This is a genomic window from Ktedonospora formicarum, from assembly GCF_016587355.1.
GTDB lineage: Bacteria > Chloroflexota > Ktedonobacteria > Ktedonobacterales > Ktedonobacteraceae > Ktedonobacter > Ktedonobacter formicarum.
This window is the reverse complement of record NZ_BNJF01000001.1, coordinates 3,093,621-3,111,913: the sequence shown is the minus strand read 5'-3', so window position 1 is coordinate 3,111,913 and position 18,293 is coordinate 3,093,621. Positions and strand designations below refer to the sequence as shown.

Sequence of the window (18,293 nt, the reverse complement as noted above, 5' to 3'; positions counted from 1 at the left end):
AAAGCGCTAAGTCAATAGGTGAGCCAGCCTCAATCAAGCATTAAGCTATACCATCTCTAGCAATAAGTTATGAGGTATTCAAAAGGGGCATAACACACAAGATGGGTGAACTCCACTCACTCAGAGGAGGATTTGACCAATGAGAAGATATAGCAAAGTTGATTCACACTACCCCAGATGGAACTAGTACTTTGCCCTGTTTCTCTGTTTTTTCGCCTGATATACGCGTATCTGGCAAAAATCCAGGCGCCAGGTGAGACACCCCTTCTGTTGGATGCCTCTTGCGGCTAAGATTGGCTCAACTGCTTTAAGAGCACAGGTTGGCTTGCTGAGTCCAAGGATTTCTGATCAGGCTTCGTTTAATTTTCTTGTCTTTGCATGAATGGCCTATGCTTCGCAAGGGAAGAAAAACATTGTGATCCCAATTTATCTCCTACCATGACGAAATCCAGCACATTATGGTAGTGCTATTTTGTGTCTACGAAGCTCGTGTCTGAACTTTGCGTCTGGATGAGAGTCGCATTGGCATCTGTTATTTCGTAGGGGACGAGCTTATGCTTTAACTTTTTATATTTCTCAGGTTGAAATGATACTCTCTCATTGTAATCTTGATTACTTGGCAAATAATTCTGGGCCTGCATCTTATACATTCGGGCATACTTTCCTTGTCGTGCCATTAAATCATCATGAGTACCATATTCTACAATCTGTCCCCCATCAAGCACAGTAATATAATCTGCCATACGCACACTGCTGAAACAATGGGTGATAAGCAGGCTTGTATGTCCATGCATGAGATTCTGGAAGTGCTTGTACAATTCATATTCTGCTTCTGCATCGAGCGCTGCTGTTGGTTTATCTAAAATGAGCACACTGATGTTACGCATAAACATGCGCGCCAGGGCAATCTTCTGCCATTCTCCTCCGGAAAGATCTATTCCCTCCTCCTGGTTTTCTCCTGCCATCCAACGGCTAAGAATACTCTGATATCCTTGCGGGAGGTCCATAAGACGCTGATGGATACCCGCCTTTTTAGCTGCTTCCTGAATCACATCAATGTCTTTCATTGTATATGTGTTCCCTAACCCAATATTCTCTTGCGCACTGAGGTCATAGCGCGAAAAGTCCTGGAAGATAGCTCCAATCTCCCAACGATAATTGTCCACATCGAATTCGCGAATGTCAATTCCGTCCCACAACACCTGTCCGGCACTCGGATCATACATGCGAGTAAGTAACTTGACGAGCGTTGATTTTCCCGCTCCATTCATTCTTACCAGGGTTAGACACCAATGAGCAGACAAAAACAAATTGATATCTTTCAGTATCCGGGGATGTTGAGGGGTATAACGGAAGGAAACATTCTGAAAGGTAATACCATCAGGGAAAGGAACAATATCTTCATCGTTATACAATGTATTATCATCGTTCATATTTCTAGCTTCCTCTGGCTCTCTTAGTCCATCTTCTTTCTCAAGAGCTGATTTCCTATGCATTTTGCTTAAGAAAATCTAAAAATTCTCTTGCTACCGTTTCTGTATCTGTATAACATTGATTTGCTGTATATCTTTCAACCACACGTATTCCATATGAGGGAAAATGGCGGTCTCTATCATGATCTTTGGCTGCGGTTGAATGATATACTTCCCCATCTACCTCAAATATGCCCCCATTTTCCCTCACAGCAGATGAGAAAATCAGCTTCTTTATTTCTCCGGTCAGTTATCGCTCCTAAACGAGCCATACAATTTGGAAAGAAAAGAACGCCTGCTTTATCAAGAGCTTGAGCTATTTTAATCTCAGTGTTGGAACGAAAACGCAAGTTGTTCCACATAAGGGTAGGGGTTCGCCCTATTGGCTGCCCTGATTTGCAATCTGTTGTTATCCAATAGTTGTGCGTAATTTCTCTCGCCAATCAGGGGACACAGATGGTAGGAGAAGGTCTGTGTCATAGTAAAAATTATCTTGATTCAATGTTACTATAAATGCATCTAAAATCGCTTTTGTGATTGGATGATTTTCATTTTTAATAATGCTATAAGATTTTCGTGGAGCAGATAATTTAACATCCAATAATCCGTCTTCATATCCCTCATCAGGAGATAACCAAACAAAATGGGGTTCGACCTCTAATTCACATTCAGTTAACAACTTTGCAGCCTCAGACTACATTCTTTCTGTGAGGATATGAGCAGTATTCGCGAGCACCTTTTCAGCGTATGGCTTGTCATTCATTCTTCTCTCAGAATTAAGATAGCAGCGTATTGATGAGTATATTTAAGTTTAATAATATATTTAACCCTTTAATTTGGTCAAACATGTTCTAAGATAGAATTGCTGAAGCGTATTGTAAATCTTGATCTACCGACGCACGGTTCACCTGAAACACGCTAGGAAAATAAGCCTCTCCGACATGCGGTTTGGACAAAAATGGATAAAAAAGGCGCTTTTAAACTGATCATTATTGATGACTGATGTGAGAATCTCTTTTGGCTTTTGGAGCTTGTTTATGTGGAAAAGATGTGGATAACATGTGGAGAAGTGGGGATGAGAGGACTCGAACCTCCGACGCACGGTTTAGGAAACTCGTCACTTGACCAACCCGCTCCACAAGCCGATTGAGATAGATAACGTGACTTCCAGTACATCGGTTTTTTTATGTTCCGATTACAGGGAGGATACCATGACATCTGTTAAATCCGGCATCGAAGACTTTCTTGCTGAGAAAGACACCCTCGAAACAAAAACGCTCAACTGGTACACACAGAAACTTGCGGTTTTTTCTGCTTGGTGCGAAAACGAAAGTATCGAACTAGAAGACATCAATAAACGCACCGTTGTCGCCTTTCAGAACCACCTTAAAGCCTCTCGATCACCTCGCAAGGACACAAACCTATCTTCATATACTATAGCGGGTTACATCCAGGTTATAAAGACATTTCTAACGTGGTGTACCGGAGATGATGAATACGAGGACATCGTAAACGAGAGGGCTATCCGCAACGTCAAAAAGCCGAAGGTGGACATCACTATCATCGAAGCGTATACAGATGAGCATATAAAGCTGCTCCGTCAAGCGGCAAGTAAAGAGTACTCACAGTCGCTACGAGACCGTACAACCATGATACTCAACTTACTTCTCGGAACTGGCATACGTGCTCATGAACTGGTAACACTCACTATTGGTAACGTCTTCACAAACACAAACGACCCCCATATTAAGGTGTACGGCAAGGGGCGTAAATGGCGCGAGGTGCCACTCCACAATGATCTCAGGCGGCAAATAAAGCAGTTCATCAATACACACCGTAAGGACGCAGGCCGGGATGATTTGTTGATTGTAGGCCGCTACGGTGAGCCAATGACCACAAGCGGGTTAGACAGAGTATTCAAACGGCTCAACGAACACGCGCAGATCAAGGACGTTCGGGTATCCGCTCACACCTGCCGCCACACCTTTGCTAAACGCTTCTTACTCAGGAACAACAACATCTATGCGCTCTCTGTACTACTTGGTCATTCATCCGTGAAGGTAACAGAGATATACCTCCGAAGCATCACAGCGAACGAGGTCCGTAAGAATCTCTAAAAGAAAAAGGGCTTGGATAGTGTTATCCAGGCCCCTCTTTTGTATTTATGCTGGTTCCTCTAAGCTCTCTTCGGTCTGTGCTCCTAGCCAGTCCTCCGCCGTTACCGCCTCCTCTAGTTCCTTCACCAGTTCTACAGTCTTCACACTCACTGTCACAACCTGCTTAACCAGACGCATAATATATTGTGCATCGTCCAGACGATTAGGATCACTTTCAAGACCGCTACGCTTATCGGTCGAAACCTGATACTGGTCGATTACCCAATCTAATGCCGAACGATTGCCAAGACGATACTCAAAGCACTCTTGTGGTATGCCTTGCAGCGTCAACCCTTCACTCATTATCAGAGATGTTTTATCCGCCGAAAGCTTCATCTTCTTGACGTAGAGCCGTTGGACCATTGGAATGTCTTTGTTAGAATTTGCCTTCAAGTCGTACTCTTCAGCCTGTTCATAATTCACATGCAAATCCATCAACTGCTTACCCACACTCACACATGCCTCAAAGCTTTCCTCATTCAGCAACAAGGGGATGTGCGGTAAATCGCGTTTAAGATTCTCACTATATAGTTCGCGGTACTGAGGGTGATGCAGCATAGCATAGACATAATGAAAAATATCCCGTTTCGTGACTTCGGAGCCGTACTTCTCCCGAAATTGTTTAAGTGCCCAATTCGTAATGTTCTCGCGACGGTTACTACCATCTTTTGAATAAGTATAAAACGGGAAACACTGAGATGCTCCCTGTGGAAGCAAGTCTGGAAATGCGTTTACAGCTAAAGCAAAAGTAGGCCACTCTGCCCCTACTTTCAACCAGATGACTGTATTATCAGTTTCGCATATAGGTTGGGGGTAAATTGACTGAAATACCCCTTGCCTATGATTCATAATACTATCAAAATAGAGGTATTTTCGAGTATAAGGGCGATAGAAGGCATTGCGAATAGCATTTGAATTAAAATGAGCTTCTATGCCTCTTGCCAAACACTCTTTTAGTCTACTGCTCCATTTTATTTTTGTTTCGTCTGCAAGGACAAAATTATCTATGTCTTTGGGTGAGCCTGCTTTTTGCCATCTGGTCATCTCCAAATTATACGTGTCAATTATTCGTTTAGCCTTCTCTGCTAGCTTATTCTTATCGAAGTCGTACATCCAGCTATCCCGGTTAGTCTGTATACCCGGTGAATAAGCCTTAAAAATAGAACGGAACTCTGCTCCGCCTGCATCTACATTATTAGCTGCTTTAGCATCTTTATTGCCCATTGCCAAAAACATGGCAAATTCCTTGTGAAGGCCCTCAGTAATCCAAGTATAATTTTCATCTGGCTGTAGTATTTGCCAAGTAATTCCCTTAATACTTCCCGCTTCTGCCAAAAATTTGAGTTTGGCTGTGCCTTTCAGATTATCATCTACTTTGTAGTAGTTGATAATAGCAGGCTTGTGTTGATTTACATGAGCACGATTACGAACGAGTATTGTAATACCGACGCCGACCATAATGCCAAAGACATTACCACCCTTCCTCTTGCGCGCATTTCCACCAAGATCTATATGATAAATCTGAGTAAACTCATCAGCTAAACGCTTACGAAAACCATCAAATGCATAACTATCAAGAAAGCTATTATTGCTGACGAAACAAACGATGCCATCATTATCCTGTAAGCGATCAGTGGCCCAACGAAAAAACTTCACATAAGCATCGCTTAAAGCTCTAGTATTTGTTGCGTTCGAACCTCGCACATATTTTTCATAAACGCTTTCATCAACTATTGGATATTTGCGATTCTTATTGTTGTCATTTTCACTTTTCTGGCCGACATTATAGGGTGGATTTCCCAACACTACCGTAATATCCGCATCCTTTTCGCGTTTAACTCGCTCTGTATTTTCCTCAACAAACATCTCTAGCCGCATCTGTTTGCCTTCAGCCAGTTCTAACGAATCTGCAAAACACACTCCCTCAAAAGGTTCATATTGACCCATTTTCGCATAGTATTCGTGTTCGATATTGAGGGAGGAAATATAATACGGCAAAAGCATGATTTCATTGCAAAAGAGGTCTTCTTTATATTTTGCCTCCAATGAGAAGTCATCTATGCGCCGAATGAGGTTGACGATGAAGTTTCCAGTACCAGTAGCAGGGTCTAGGATTTTGACACCAGAAGTCTCGATAGACTTACCGAATTCGCTCTTGAGTACCTCATCAACACTATCAACCATAAAATTTACAATCTCTTGTGGTGTGTAAACAATGCCATGTACGTCAGCTTGCTTGACAGAGAAACCTTGGAAGAAGCGCTCATAGACCGTATTGAGAAACTCTTGTCGCTCACTCCAATTCTCTCGCCCCTTTGCGGCTTTTTCTATTGCTACATAGAAACGGTCCAGAGTCTTGAGAAATTCGTTGCGATTGAAGGAACGGCTGGCAAGGGCATCAATAACTTTCTCAATCTCGGCAGCAATAACATTACGTCGTACAAAATCGGGATTATTAAAAACGGTGCGGAAGAGACGCTCAGTAAGAAGGTGCTGTATTAGCATCTCATCAATGGCATCATTGTTCATCTTAGGATCTAGTGAAGTGCGGCATACCTCTGCAAAGGCAGTAAAGGCAACCTGGAATTTCTTGTTAAGTTTATGCTCTTCTGCGATGATATTCAGAAGGGCCTGGGCGTGCTCCGGTATTCTTTCCTTAAATTCATCAACCGCCTCCTCGAAGTTCTCAATATCTGGCTCTACATAAGTGAAGAAGTCGCGCAGTAAATCTATGACTCGATTTTTATCTGTCAGATCATAATCATTGGGTGTACGCCGCTTCCCCTGGAACAATACCGCCCGTTTGCTATCCTCGAAGACAGTGTTGATTAAGGGGTAGCCAGCAGCAATCTTTTTGGTGATTTCAGCTTCTAGGTCGGTCTTTGGCCCTTTCGCTTCCCAATAACCACGACGGATACGGAACTCGTCTAGCACAACACCATCGGGGCGAATCTTCTCAATTGTCATCTCAGGAGCTAGGGACCACCCGCAATACTTGGCAACAGCAGACAGCATGTTCTGAAAAGCTGCACGGAGACCTAGTTCGTAATTTGCGACCTCTTGATAGCCCTTCAACTCAGCATAGTATTGATTTGTAACTTTATTGAGAAACTTCTTATCGATATTCTGTGGGGTACGCGCCATATTCTTCCTTCCAACACCTCCGCCCTTCGTTGTCTTCTTTTCCTCTGTCGTATCTTCGTCGTCCGGCTCTTCAACACCGTTCATTTCATTGACAGCTTTACGGACACCCTTAGCGATATTGGCGAAAGCAGCATTTTCATTTGACCACATTGTAACAGGCTTTCTATTGCTAGGTAACACTTTCAAAGGGCCGAAGGGAGCATATTCCCAATCACAGGGTTGGAGAAGAATAGGAATGACATGAGCATCACCTACTTTGTGACGCCTAAGAGCTTCCTGCATTTCAACACTAAAACAGTAGTCAGATGCAATAAAGTTCGCACTTACAAGAAGCAAAATAATATGTGCCGTTTTCAGGTGTTCGCGCAGCTCTTGATCCCACAAGGTGCCCGCTAAGATGTTCTGTTTTTGCCAAGCGGAAATCAAATTTTGACGCGAAAGGAGAGAGAGATGTTTTTCTAACTTCTTGAGCAGGCGCTCATCTTCATTTGCGTATGAATAGAACAACTCGAATGCATCAGCCGCCACAAGTAGCACTCCTTGCTCAGGCTCAACGTAGAACTACGAATCCCAAACTACAGATACAGGTGGTAGAGATAGAGAGGTTAATTGGTAGGGTTGGGGGCATCTTCCACTAAATCTTTCACAGACACCCCTAATGCATCGGCTAGCCGACCAAGCGTAACAGTCGTAATTTCGGCGAAAGGGTCGCGCACGATACGATATACGGTTCTATTGTCCAAATCTGCTTTTCTTGCAAGCTTTGCAGTGCTGATTCCTTGCGCTTCCGCAATTTCCTTTACTCTGAGGCGCACGGCCATACAGTACTCCTAAGCTTACAAATGTATGCATTCTTACACATCATTAAGAGTGTATCAAAGCGTAAGGGTTAGCAGAATATGATTTTAGGCATAGTAATTTAGCGATATCCTTGTAATGTATGCATTGTAATGCTAACATTTAAGTGTTATATGGAGATAAAATAATTTATTAAGCAAGGAGACGTTGATCATGGTGGAAAGCGAAGTGGCACAACTCAGAAAAAGGATTGAACTTGAATATCAGGCGATGCAGCGAGGATTGAATGGAGTTGCAGAGGTTGCCAAGCACAACATGGTAAACCATAAGTATGACTCAATCTACGCGTGCTATGAGCAGTTAGAATCGGCTCTTGGGAACAGTGAGCAGGCGGCAGAGATGCTTATTGAGTTGAACGATAAGATGGTGCCATGAGCAAAGAACAAGCAATCATCCTCAAATGCAACAAAGGAATGGCAAACTGGGGTAAACACTACTTACAGGAACACGGATGCATCCTTGATGCTAAACCAACCCATCACGATCTGCTCACCTGCCCCCAAGGTACAACAGTAGAAAGGGCTGGAAGGTATCAAACTCTTGAACCTCGATATCGGTATACCCTTCCTGATGGAGCCTGGTTTGTTGGGCAATATCTTCGAGCCAGGGCGAATGAACATGAGACTGGCAACTACATTTTATTCTTACCGGAATATGCGGCATCAACTCAACGGAAGGAGCAGCGATGACTGTTGTATTTCAAACCTCATTTTTGAGCTCAGTTTTGCATTTTTTGCGCTATCGAGCAATTTTCTTGCTCTGACTCATCCGGCCTGTGTCTGATCGTTGTAGGGTGTTGCACCTCCCGTTGCGCGGTGTTGTCAGCCGATTGATGCGAATGCACAACGCGTTGCACGCCAATGTACGGTAAGTGCTCGCCCTATGTTTGAGTTTTGCGCGGGGCCTGTTAATCGTTGTATGCGTCTTGCAGGTCGATGTTTCGAGCTTGCGCTACGTTGTTCGGCGTCTATACAACTTTGTCAGAACATTGCTTGCATTTGTAAGACATTTGTATTATTATTTGCTCAGTTAACTCCGCGTACTAAAACCCAGGTAGCCGAACGTTTATAAATTGTCCCTCTCAGATCGCTTCTAAAGCCAGTTCATGCCCGATCTATCACTCTATAAATCTTAAATCAACTATTGACTTTTTTAAATCTATAATTTATACTCATTTTTACCCAATGAAGGGAACTATTTTAGAAAGAGAGTAAATTAATGAAGAAATCTGTGACTTTTTTTGTTGGCTTGCTCATCATGATCGGGGCGTTGCTCGCATGTGGAGCTGACTCTAACACCAACACCGGAACAACAAGCACCTCCTCGACACAAACAACAGACCAGCAACAACCAGCAAAACATTTTAAGGTGGGTGAGACGGTAAAGGTTGGGGATACATGGGAGATAACAGTTAATAAGGTATCGACATCTAGTGGTGCTGACTTTATAACACCCCCTGCCGGAAAGAAATATTTGCTGGTTAATGTGACAGTAAAGAACATCAGTAACAAAGAGCAGGTCATCAGCAGTATCGCAAACTTCACATTGAAGAACGCCGATGGAGAAAAGGCAAATAATTCGATCCTTGTTGGTGGTAACACGACCCCCGCCCCTGATGGCAAAGTAGCCGCAGGCGACAAGGCGAAAGGTGATTTAGTATACGAAATTAAGCAATCAGATAAGAATTTCACCCTCGCGTTTGAGGCGGATATCATTGCTTCTGGTCAAACGATTTGGGATTTGAAAGCGTAGCAGCATCCCAGGAGGGAAAGATGAGAGGGAGATTCGACCTCACAGATTATCTTATCCTCGCGTTCGTTGGTATCGTTTGCTTGGCTTTAGGCGTCCTTATAGGTACGGTGATTATCGGCCCTCATTGGTTCGTCAGCCAGAATTGCGCATATTATCCATTTTTATTAGTAAATCCAAGTCAATATGTAGCTTGTAAATTACCATAAATAAGAAAGGGCGCTCCCTTCGGGGAGACGCCCATTTATTTTATATGCTCTCTTGCATTGCCTCTGTCAACTTCTCCACCCATGATACGAATGTACGTTTATCCATGCCATTCCTTTGCGCGAAGTCTGCTTTCCTCTCAATCAAGTATTCAGAGTCATGCTTCTTGAGCAACTTCCAGACTACGACCGCTTTCGGGTTGTCCTTGTACGGGTTAGGCATTGGTAACATCTTCTGCTCATTCGGCACTTCTGTAACCTTCACACCCAGACGCTCATTCTCAAGCTGCTTCTTCAGGCTACCACTACCACCACCCACAACCTCGTCAAGAATGTTTTCATAGTGGATACGCGCCGCAATCTTGAATTGCTCAGACTTAGCAGCTTCATCGGCCTCTGAGTGTACATGCTCGTCATACTCTGCTATGGCTCTGCGCTTCACACTCTCCGTTCGGATTGCTGTCTCAACCTTGTTCACCGACAAAGCGCTCGCAACATCCTCAATGTTCATCGTCTCACCAAGCTGGAAGAATACCATTACGAACGAGGGAACGAACGCCAGTGCAACCGAGAGCACCTCGTTATAGGGGCTAACTACATCCTTGAAAAGCATAGACCAAAACAAGTGACCGACGATCATTGAGAGGGCAGACGTTACCAGGATAGAACCGATTGAGACCAGAACCATAAGCTTGCCAGCGTTCCGCTTTGACTTGAGCCGCTTATCTAGTGCGTCAATGTCTGCGTTGCGCTTCTCCTTCTTGGCCTCAATCTCTGCTTCCAGTTCCTTACGCCTAGCCCATACTGCGCGCGCGCGGTTACAGGCCATGATGGTAGAAGTCTCGACCAGGATAGCAAGCAGAGTACCAACCAGCCCGAACACAGCCAGGAACGGGGTAGAGTAGTGAGCAGCATAGCCAGCAGAGACCAGACCCGCGCCGATAGCGAACGCTGAGAGAGACACCGCAATAAGAGCGCCGCCACTCGTGAATGCCGCCACGTACTGAAAGTAGAAGCGGTTTATCTTCAAAATAAAGTTATCCAGGCTCAAGCCTTTATTCTTGCTCATTGTATTACCTCCCTGTAATTGATCCGACCCCCTCGAAAGGGGGCCGGGTGAACGCTTTATTTCTTGAGTGTCGGTCTATCTTTAAGCAGTACAACAATGACAATTCCCAGGACCAGGAAACCAACAACCCCGCTCGCGCTTATCATGTCCATTGGTCGCGCATTGAATAGAGGGGGCATACTGGCATTCCAGAACAGCATGATAATGGCGCTCAGTAGGGCGACAGCTCCCAGGCCAACGACTAACGCCCCCAGGCCGATGCCTGCAAGGTACGCCAGTCGCTTGAGTGACTTCAAGAGTCTCGCGTTGTCAATCATTTTTATCCTTCCTTATGGCAGGCATCGTAAACGGGGCAACGCTCACAACGCCAGTAATCATCTTCATCTGGCTCAAACGGCTTTGGCAGGTTTTCCTCTGCCGCTATCAGTTCCTCAATCTTGGCTTGCACGTAGCTGTACGTGGTGTGTAGCGGTAGAAGGGTGATAGCATCGAGTACTATGTCCTCCCACTCTTGCGGCCTGCTCCGCTTGGTCATCTTCCCCTTATCGGATAACTCACCCTCGCTGACAAACCTCCGAGCTTTCTCCATAGCCGCATAGCCGACCTCCAAGCCAACTACATTGACAATCACCGATTTACCGACCAGTTCGGGAAGATACTTGTGTATCTTCTTCACCGATCTACGTGTTACCAGGTCAAGCTTCTCGTCCTCTGGGTCAGCGAGCAAATAGAGCGGTATACACTGAGCGGCTACTAGCCCGTACATGTTCACCTGCATCTGATGCTCTCGGTCGGCCTTGAGCTTGCTGTGCTCAATCTTGGATGTACTCTTGTAGTCCAGTACACGTATGTCTAGCTCGGTCACTTCGTCGCCGGGGCGTGTGTCAATCACCTGGATACAATCAGACTTTGCTCGAAACTGCATCGTGCCGTACCTGGTTTTGATAGGAATGCTCATACGGACCTCGCGGATTGCACCGAGCCAGCCAGGAACAGGGGGCGCACCCTCCATCAGAGCATGAAACATGTGTCCTCGAACCATCGGATACTGATTTTTCATGATGATGTAGTAGCCATGCTGCTGCATCAATACCCGTTGCCTGGAACATCCCAGGATACGCGAGGGGCTAAACGTCTGTTCATCCGGCTCATTGAATCCCTCACCGCGCATCATCGCAACGAGGTCGCTAGGCCAAGGGCAGGGGTGCAACGGCTGAGCCGCGCACTCCCTACAATCGTCGAATGACACCTGACCCCTCACGCACTCCACACCCAACGCTCTGCCCATTTACGACTCCTTTGGTAGTGCCGAGAATTGCCCCCGGCTATAGATCCACATAAGTTCTAGGTTCTGCTTATCCGCCTGCGTCTTCAGTTCGTCGAGTTGCCCCTCTAGCTCCGTTACGTTGTAGTCGTCTGACCCGTATGCGAACGAGAGGAGGTTAATTTCTTGTTTCAGCTTCGTGGCCTGTTGGAGTAGGCTAGCAGTGTCGTTTACAAGCGTCGTTTTCTTTATCGGCATTCTATAACTCCTATCACGGAAAGTTTACTCACAGGATAAAAGATAAAACCCTTTACTTCCGTACTCAACCGCGAAACCTAAGTCCTCTAGCTCCGCGTCAATGAATGCTAGGCGTATCACAGGGTCGGGGATGGCGGCAAGCTGGTCGCTTTCGGCGAGGGCTTTGTACTCTGCGAGGAGTTTCGTCGCCTGCTCGATTTCTTGTGCTGTAAAGACTTCTTTCATACGGGTGTCCTCTGAATCGGGTTCTTTATACCCTCCCTGTCAAATTCGGCTTGTAGCTCGTCCATCGCTACCTTTATCTGCTTCAGCTTATCGTGAAGTGTGTAGGAGGCCGCAACTAAAGCATCTTTATGATCGAAGTACAGATCGTGACCAACGACCAGCATTTGACCCTCTTCAGAGTAAAACACCATCTCATGCGGCCCCTCGTCCACAAACACCGTTTTAAGGCGGAAGTCCGGCCCAACAGTGTACCCTCTCCGTCTCATTCCTTCCATCTATAGCTCCTTTCGAATAAGCGCGATGATTGCCTTACCAACCAGGACATGACCACTAGCGGCTATCGCATACGCGAACGTCTGAGCCGCCATCCGACCCGGTTGGGTGTCCATGTCAAGCACTAGCTTGCGCCCCTGAACACACCATCCGAGCAGGTCAAGTTCCTCCTGTTCTTCACTACTAAGCTGCAAGTCTTCCATATACGTACCTATCTATATCAAGCGTGTACCCGTGTTGGTGGTACTCCGTTACATCTTTGCCTTGTTCGAGTTCCCAACGTATCCGCTCGGTGGTAAACCCCTGTTCTGGTGCTGCTTCTGCCAGTTGTCTCGCACCCGCTTCCCCTGGTTCGTCCATATCGCTACAGATGAAAAGCCGTTTGAAGTGAGTGGTGAAATCGAACTGTCTGAGCAGCTTCGGGACTTTCCACAAGTTACCCGCGCCGTTCGTTGGGCTGACTGCTGGTATACCTTTCTGGATTAAGAGCAGAGCATCAAGCTCGCTCTCGACTACCACCAAATAATCCTCTTTCCAGTGTGGCAGCCAGAACTCCCCATACAAGAACAATCCGTTTCGTCCATGTGTACCGCTATACTTTGATTTCTCCCGGCGCGTACCCTCGATCTCATCGCCATCTTCATCTTCCTTCCACGTCTCTGTACCGTAGTAGTCGTCTCTGCGATGCCTGATCGTGAGTAGCTTCCCTGTATGATCGAATAGCGGTATAGTGAACGTTGTCACTGCATGACCGAGACCAGCCCGGTATATCGTATCTCGTGTGAGACCTCGCTCTAAGAGCCATACAAGCCTATGCTCGCGTGTAGTAAAGAGTACCTCTCGGTACATCTTAGCCACCTCTATGTTCATCGGCTCTTTACGAACGTTGATCTCGACACGCTGACGGTAGGCATCAATGTTCTCTACCGTGTACTTGCTGGCTACCTTAATAGCCTTGTTTACTGCCGCTTGTGTGTGCTCGCCCTCTTTCCCATCCCACAGCTCTAGCAGGTACGCAAGAGTTTCCATTCGTCGCTTAATGTGAAAGCCGCAGGCCATACAATGAAGGTGGTCGGGGTAAACGGCTAGGCTAGCGGTGCTATCACTGTGTTTTCCTGTCCTGCATTGAGTGTGAGCGGGAAGGTCGGATACTGGCGAGTCAGTGACCGCAAGCCTGCAATCTACTTTCTTTGTATCGACTCTTCCCATAGCTATCTATCTACATGATAACACAAAGTGTACTAAAAAGCTAGCCTAGTAGACTCTTTATCCAGTAAAGAACACCAACCAGGACTACGAGACCGATCACCGTCGAGGTTATTCTGTAGCCTGCTTCATGGTATGACCTGCTTGTACGATCTCCACCATTGAGTACCCAGATTATTAGGTTGTTTACGAAGGTAAACAGTACACCAACCATGAGCAGCCCCGGTTGGGAAACGTGGTACGAGAGGTACACATAGAACGCGATTGAGATAAGAGTGCCAATGATGTAGGCCCCAGGATAATAGCTTTTCATGATGTACTCCTTTACTTGACCCAATGATCCGCTTTTTCAACATGTGTAGGAGGAACAACGACCGTCTTCAGGAACAACTTGCACGCCTTATCCATCGCTTCAGCCTGGATTCTAGCCGCTTCCTCTGCGTAGTCCTCAGTCGATTCGATCACGATTTCATCGTGTACGACCGCCACAACCGCCGCACGGGTGTAGTCGAGATGCTCGTGGATGAACACAAGCGCCCATTTCGTAATGTCTGCTGAGAGGCCCTGAATGGGGCTGTTACCAAGCTGGCGCTTGATTGATTCGAGTCTGAACTCCCACGACCGTTTCGCGTCTCTCCATTCCTTGATTGCCTGTGGTGTCCGGTTGTTGACCGGGAAGACAGGCTCAGGCCCGATTTCGTCGATATAGCGCTTACGTCCAAACTTGGTGAGCGAGTAGCCGTACTTGAGGCCATCACGTTTGACCTTCTCAAGCCATGCCGCTACCCCTGTATAGGTATCGAAGTACAGCTTGATAATGTTTGCTGCTTCCTCGGTGCTAACGCCAAGCTGATCGGCTAGACCGTATTCCGTCGTGCCATACACGAGCGCAAAGTTCAATGTCTTAGCAGCAGAACGGTAGGGCATAGTAGTGCCAGGTATGCAGGCTGTTTTGACATCTACCGACCTGTCCAGCTTCCACATGTTATATGCGGTTTCTGAGTGAAGGTCGAGACCGTCAGCGAACATCTTCAACAGAAGCTTATCCTGGGAGAGTTCCGCTAGAATGCGAAGCTCGATGTTACTGAAGTCAGCCGTGAGCATCACCATTCCAGGCATCGATTTGACCAGTGAGCGGAGTATCTGACCAATACCCTTGCTAGGTATCTGCTGCCAATTCGGATCTTTGCAGCTCATACGGCCTGTAGACGCACCAATCTGTACGTACTCCGGGTGAATGCGACCAGTAGCCGGGTCGATCTTTTCGAGCAGTGTATAGCCGAATGACTGAAGAAACTTCTCGGCCTTGCGGTACTTCAGGAATATCTTGATGAACTCGTGCTTACCTGTGAGCTTCTCAAGCGTCTTCTTATCAGTGCTCTTTACCTTGATACCGAGTTCCCATAATGCCATCTTTACCTGTGGCGCACTATTCAGATTCGGCTCTGAGTTGTCCTCGTGTGGCACTGGGATGGTTGGGTGCTTTTCCTTCCAGGGGCTACCCTTACCCATGTGTTTCTTCTGGTACTGCTGCCATTTCAAGCCCTCCGGGTCTATCGTGTACTGCTCTCGCAGGTACGCCTCCCGTTCGGCTTTCGCGGCCTTAAACGCGGCCCACTCCTCTAGCTCCTGGTCGTAGATGCGCGCGCGCGCTTTCATCAGAGGTATTTTCATTGTCTTGACGACCTCTGTATAGAGCGCCTCCGCTTCTGTCTTCTGCCCCTCGATCACTACCGCCCACTCGTCTCGATCTACCGAGATACCAGCCAGTTCGACGTGCGCGAGCACCGGGGAGACCTTCAATTCTAGGTCTAGCACCTGCATCATTTTCCGTCGCTCAAGCTCCGCTTTCTGGCTTTCCATAATCTCGCAGAGCTTAGCCACGTCACGCGCACCGTACTGGACAATGTTCTCAGGGTAGGGGGCGTTGTACTCATCCTCTCGCTCAGTGAGCTTCACGAACCAACTACGCTCTTTCTTATCCATTGGTACGCCGTAGTAGCGGTGCATGATACCCTTCAGGCTCATCGGCTTGCCTTTGTCGTCTGCGTCCGACTGCCCTAGCCCCTCGATCACTTGATCGGCGAGAATGACATCCCACATCTGATTTATCTTGATACCGCACTGTTCGTACAGCATCTTATAATCGAACTTCAGATTTGCGCCTACGGCTAGACAACGCTCGAATAACGGAAAGAGTATTTTCCCGACAGCTTTAAGGTTCCCACGATGCGGCCTACAGTCGAAAATGACGACCTTTTCGCGGTCTGCCTGTAGGAACTGCATCATGTGAAGCGAGTCGTGCCTGGGATTGAAACCATCCGTTTCTGTGTCGAACGCGACCGGACTACCATCTTTCGCGTATACTGCCACCATCCACTTGAGCGTTTTCAGGTCGCTCGTTACCATCACAGGTACATCGGAAAGTGAGAGAGCCGAAGCTCTCTCATCAATCTGATAAGCTACAGCCATGTTATCCTCCCTGTTGGTTAAGCCGATAGGTTTCCGAGCGCCCACAAGCGTCGAATACTGTCGCCTTTCTGGAATCCGATAGGTTGACCGTCGATGATGAACCAGTAGCCTTGACTCATCTCTTGACCCGGCATTGGCTTGGCATGAATGTACTCGATGAAATCGGTATTGAAGAATCCGCCAGTTTCCAGCACAGTGTACTTGTTGTTCACGCTTCTGCCCATTGCGAACTGATGGCTGTGTCCGGTTGCTACCGAGCATTCCCATTTCGCGGAGAACTTTCGAGCTTGTGCGAGAGGTTGAGCGGAGTAGACGCCGGGATGAGTAAACTTCCACCTGCCATCAAAGGCGCTTATTGTTGGGTTGTCTAGTGCAAATAATCTCTTGTCGTCGAGTCCTTCGAACCACTCATCTTCCGGTACATCATCACCGAGCCACTTACCCAGGCGACAGAGCCGAGCCAGATCGGCCTGTGTGGTCCTGTAGTCAAGCTTAGCTTTCATTCGGCGGTCGTGGTTTCCCTCTGTCCAGTACTGATGATTAACCGCCTTAAATCCCTCCTCCACAATAGTTTTAATCATATTATGTTCAGTATCTACATTCAGGTTGTGCTCCGTCACGCCCCAATGTGACCAGAAATGACCGTCAGCCAAGTCGCCAAGCCATACAATAGCTTCGATATGCGCAAGTTCACAGTTCTCAAATGCCTGCGCAAGCAACTCAACGTCGTCGTATGGTGCGTGTACATCGGAAAAGAGCGCGATTCTTTTCCAGGGGATTGCATGGATAAGTCCGTAGTTCGTGCGGGTAACGCCATTTAATGCCGCCGACAACCTGAGTTGATATTCGAGTGCTCTACTCATATGTGTACCCCTTTGAGGCGTTGTGTGTGCTGGCTCAGCGAGGCCAGCGAAATCATAGGATATTGCGCTAGTATGTGTCTGATAAACCCGCGCCGCTTCTGGCGCTTATATTCAATTACGATTTTTAATACCTCTATCCAACATCCCACGCATAACTTTGCGTTTGCACACCCCGATCCTGTAAGTTCCGCGTCACAGTTCTGGCATCGGTACATATGCGTATCACCTCGTCTACCAGGAGATTAATCTGTCCGACACACTTCAATCGGTACTGACCAACATCCCCTATACCTGCCTCCGTCGAATGTTTCGAACGTTCCAAGAACGTTTCTAGTGGCAAGCCTGCGCGTCTCGCTCTAACATCATCCGGCACAATAAGCTCGATCACTGTAAAGCCCCTGCGTTGAGCTTCGCGTGCTTGAACTTCTGTTCGAACGTTATCAAACACGATGCCCCTGTACCACTCAATTGCGGTCTCGTCGATACATTGGGAAACATACGTGGGGTCGGTCTGCCATTCAATCATGTCGGCAAAGTGCTGTAGATGTACTCGGTAGTTTTCCTTGTTAGCAAGGATCTCTTCAACCGTTACGCTGTAGCCGATTGAGGAAAGCGCCCTACTGTACAACTCCTTGAGCCAGCCCGTAAAGTTGACAAGAACGAAACCGCGAGCTTCAAGCGCATGAGCCAGCGTCGTCTTCCCACTTCCCAGGCCCCCGGCGAGCGCTACCTTTATGGGAGAACCATTCATGCAGCACCCCCGTTCATGATTGACGTGAGTGAGAGCAATGCTCCATGATACAACCGGGTAGAGTTCCCGGCTATACCTTGAGCGCGTATTATCGAGGTGACTGTTTTACCTTGTGTAACACCTTCCAGTAAAAGACGATGCGCCCGTGATAGGCGCAACATTGCGGTTTCAATATCAAGCTTTGTATCCGCGTCAGCATTATCAAGGTCAGATAAAGCGGCGGCTACTTGGTGAGGTGTATAGTCCATCTACGCCCCTAGCTTACTTGTAGTATATGTTCTGATCGGCAACCTGTCAAGCCGAACGACTAGTAAAGATTAGAATCTG

At 47.0% G+C, this 18,293-nt stretch carries 21 protein-coding genes; 4 read left to right on the top strand and 17 right to left on the bottom strand.

Annotated elements, in window-relative coordinates; translation table 11 throughout:
• Window positions 1-467 precede the first annotated feature (467 nt).
• From K3T82_RS13460 to K3T82_RS13450, 3 genes are all read right to left on the bottom strand, one after another.
• On the bottom strand, window positions 468-1,433 hold the full coding sequence (locus K3T82_RS13460) for an ABC transporter ATP-binding protein (RefSeq protein WP_220193953.1): 966 nt from the start codon (window positions 1,431-1,433) through the stop codon (window positions 468-470).
• Window positions 1,434-1,488: 55 nt separating this feature from the next.
• Window positions 1,489-1,683: a DUF559 domain-containing protein gene (locus K3T82_RS49895; RefSeq protein WP_220193952.1), complete on the bottom strand. Its 195-nt coding sequence runs from the start codon at window positions 1,681-1,683 to the stop codon at window positions 1,489-1,491.
• A 198-nt stretch (window positions 1,684-1,881) separates the two neighbouring features.
• Window positions 1,882-2,151, bottom strand: coding sequence for a hypothetical protein (locus K3T82_RS13450; protein WP_220193951.1), 270 nt, complete (start codon window positions 2,149-2,151; stop codon window positions 1,882-1,884).
• A 532-nt stretch (window positions 2,152-2,683) separates the two neighbouring features.
• Between K3T82_RS13450 and K3T82_RS13445 the strand changes: the two genes are divergently transcribed.
• Window positions 2,684-3,589 (top strand): tyrosine-type recombinase/integrase, encoded by a 906-nt coding sequence (locus tag K3T82_RS13445; protein ID WP_220193950.1) that lies wholly within the window; start codon window positions 2,684-2,686, stop codon window positions 3,587-3,589.
• Window positions 3,590-3,634: 45 nt separating this feature from the next.
• Here the strand turns inward: K3T82_RS13445 and K3T82_RS13440 are convergent, their stop codons facing one another.
• On the bottom strand, window positions 3,635-7,300 hold the full coding sequence (locus K3T82_RS13440; protein WP_220193949.1) for a type ISP restriction/modification enzyme: 3,666 nt from the start codon (window positions 7,298-7,300) through the stop codon (window positions 3,635-3,637).
• Window positions 7,301-7,377: 77 nt separating this feature from the next.
• Window positions 7,378-7,593 (bottom strand): helix-turn-helix domain-containing protein, encoded by a 216-nt coding sequence (locus K3T82_RS13435; protein ID WP_220193948.1) that lies wholly within the window; start codon window positions 7,591-7,593, stop codon window positions 7,378-7,380.
• Between the two features lie 190 nt (window positions 7,594-7,783).
• Between K3T82_RS13435 and K3T82_RS13430 the strand changes: the two genes are divergently transcribed.
• From K3T82_RS13430 to K3T82_RS13420, 3 genes are all read left to right on the top strand, one after another.
• Window positions 7,784-8,005, top strand: coding sequence for a hypothetical protein (locus K3T82_RS13430; protein WP_220193947.1), 222 nt, complete (start codon window positions 7,784-7,786; stop codon window positions 8,003-8,005).
• A complete protein-coding gene (locus K3T82_RS13425; RefSeq protein WP_220193946.1) occupies window positions 8,002-8,319 on the top strand; it encodes a hypothetical protein in 318 nt (105 codons plus the stop codon). The genes K3T82_RS13430 and K3T82_RS13425 overlap by 4 nt, the downstream gene beginning before the upstream one ends.
• A 529-nt stretch (window positions 8,320-8,848) precedes the next feature.
• Complete coding sequence (locus K3T82_RS13420) at window positions 8,849-9,382, top strand: DUF4352 domain-containing protein (protein WP_220193945.1); 534 nt, start codon at window positions 8,849-8,851, stop codon at window positions 9,380-9,382.
• A 246-nt stretch (window positions 9,383-9,628) separates the two neighbouring features.
• On the opposite strand, the gene K3T82_RS13415 is transcribed toward K3T82_RS13420, so the two are convergent.
• The 12 genes from K3T82_RS13415 to K3T82_RS13360 form a co-directional block, all read right to left on the bottom strand.
• The gene (locus K3T82_RS13415) at window positions 9,629-10,654 is read right to left on the bottom strand and encodes a hypothetical protein (protein WP_220193944.1); all 1,026 of its coding nucleotides are present in this window, start codon (window positions 10,652-10,654) and stop codon (window positions 9,629-9,631) included.
• Between the two features lie 56 nt (window positions 10,655-10,710).
• Entirely contained in the window at window positions 10,711-10,971 is a 261-nt protein-coding gene (locus tag K3T82_RS13410) for a hypothetical protein (protein ID WP_220193943.1), read from the bottom strand.
• 2 nt (window positions 10,972-10,973) lie between these two features.
• Entirely contained in the window at window positions 10,974-11,942 is a 969-nt protein-coding gene (locus tag K3T82_RS13405) for a PD-(D/E)XK nuclease family protein (RefSeq protein ID WP_220193942.1), read from the bottom strand.
• Window positions 11,943-12,176: a hypothetical protein gene (locus K3T82_RS13400; protein ID WP_220193941.1), complete on the bottom strand. Its 234-nt coding sequence runs from the start codon at window positions 12,174-12,176 to the stop codon at window positions 11,943-11,945. It abuts the gene before it with no gap.
• A 24-nt stretch (window positions 12,177-12,200) separates the two neighbouring features.
• Window positions 12,201-12,401, bottom strand: coding sequence for a hypothetical protein (locus K3T82_RS13395; RefSeq protein WP_220193940.1), 201 nt, complete (start codon window positions 12,399-12,401; stop codon window positions 12,201-12,203).
• A complete protein-coding gene (locus tag K3T82_RS13390; protein ID WP_220193939.1) occupies window positions 12,398-12,676 on the bottom strand; it encodes a hypothetical protein in 279 nt (92 codons plus the stop codon). Before K3T82_RS13390 ends, K3T82_RS13395 begins: the two co-directional genes overlap by 4 nt.
• Complete coding sequence (locus K3T82_RS13385; RefSeq protein ID WP_220193938.1) at window positions 12,677-12,877, bottom strand: hypothetical protein; 201 nt, start codon at window positions 12,875-12,877, stop codon at window positions 12,677-12,679.
• Complete coding sequence (locus tag K3T82_RS13380; RefSeq protein WP_220193937.1) at window positions 12,858-13,703, bottom strand: toprim domain-containing protein; 846 nt, start codon at window positions 13,701-13,703, stop codon at window positions 12,858-12,860. Before K3T82_RS13380 ends, K3T82_RS13385 begins: the two co-directional genes overlap by 20 nt.
• A gap of 220 nt (window positions 13,704-13,923) precedes the next feature.
• A complete protein-coding gene (locus K3T82_RS13375; protein ID WP_220193936.1) occupies window positions 13,924-14,193 on the bottom strand; it encodes a hypothetical protein in 270 nt (89 codons plus the stop codon).
• A gap of 11 nt (window positions 14,194-14,204) precedes the next feature.
• On the bottom strand, window positions 14,205-16,352 hold the full coding sequence (locus K3T82_RS13370) for a DNA polymerase (RefSeq protein ID WP_220193935.1): 2,148 nt from the start codon (window positions 16,350-16,352) through the stop codon (window positions 14,205-14,207).
• Window positions 16,353-16,369: 17 nt separating this feature from the next.
• Window positions 16,370-17,215 carry a metallophosphoesterase gene (locus K3T82_RS13365; RefSeq protein WP_220193934.1) on the bottom strand — a complete coding sequence of 282 codons (846 nt, stop codon included), beginning with the start codon at window positions 17,213-17,215 and terminating at the stop codon, window positions 16,370-16,372.
• 133 nt (window positions 17,216-17,348) lie between these two features.
• Complete coding sequence (locus K3T82_RS13360) at window positions 17,349-17,966, bottom strand: P-loop nucleotide/nucleoside kinase family protein (protein WP_220193933.1); 618 nt, start codon at window positions 17,964-17,966, stop codon at window positions 17,349-17,351.
• Window positions 17,967-18,293: the final 327 nt, after the last annotated feature.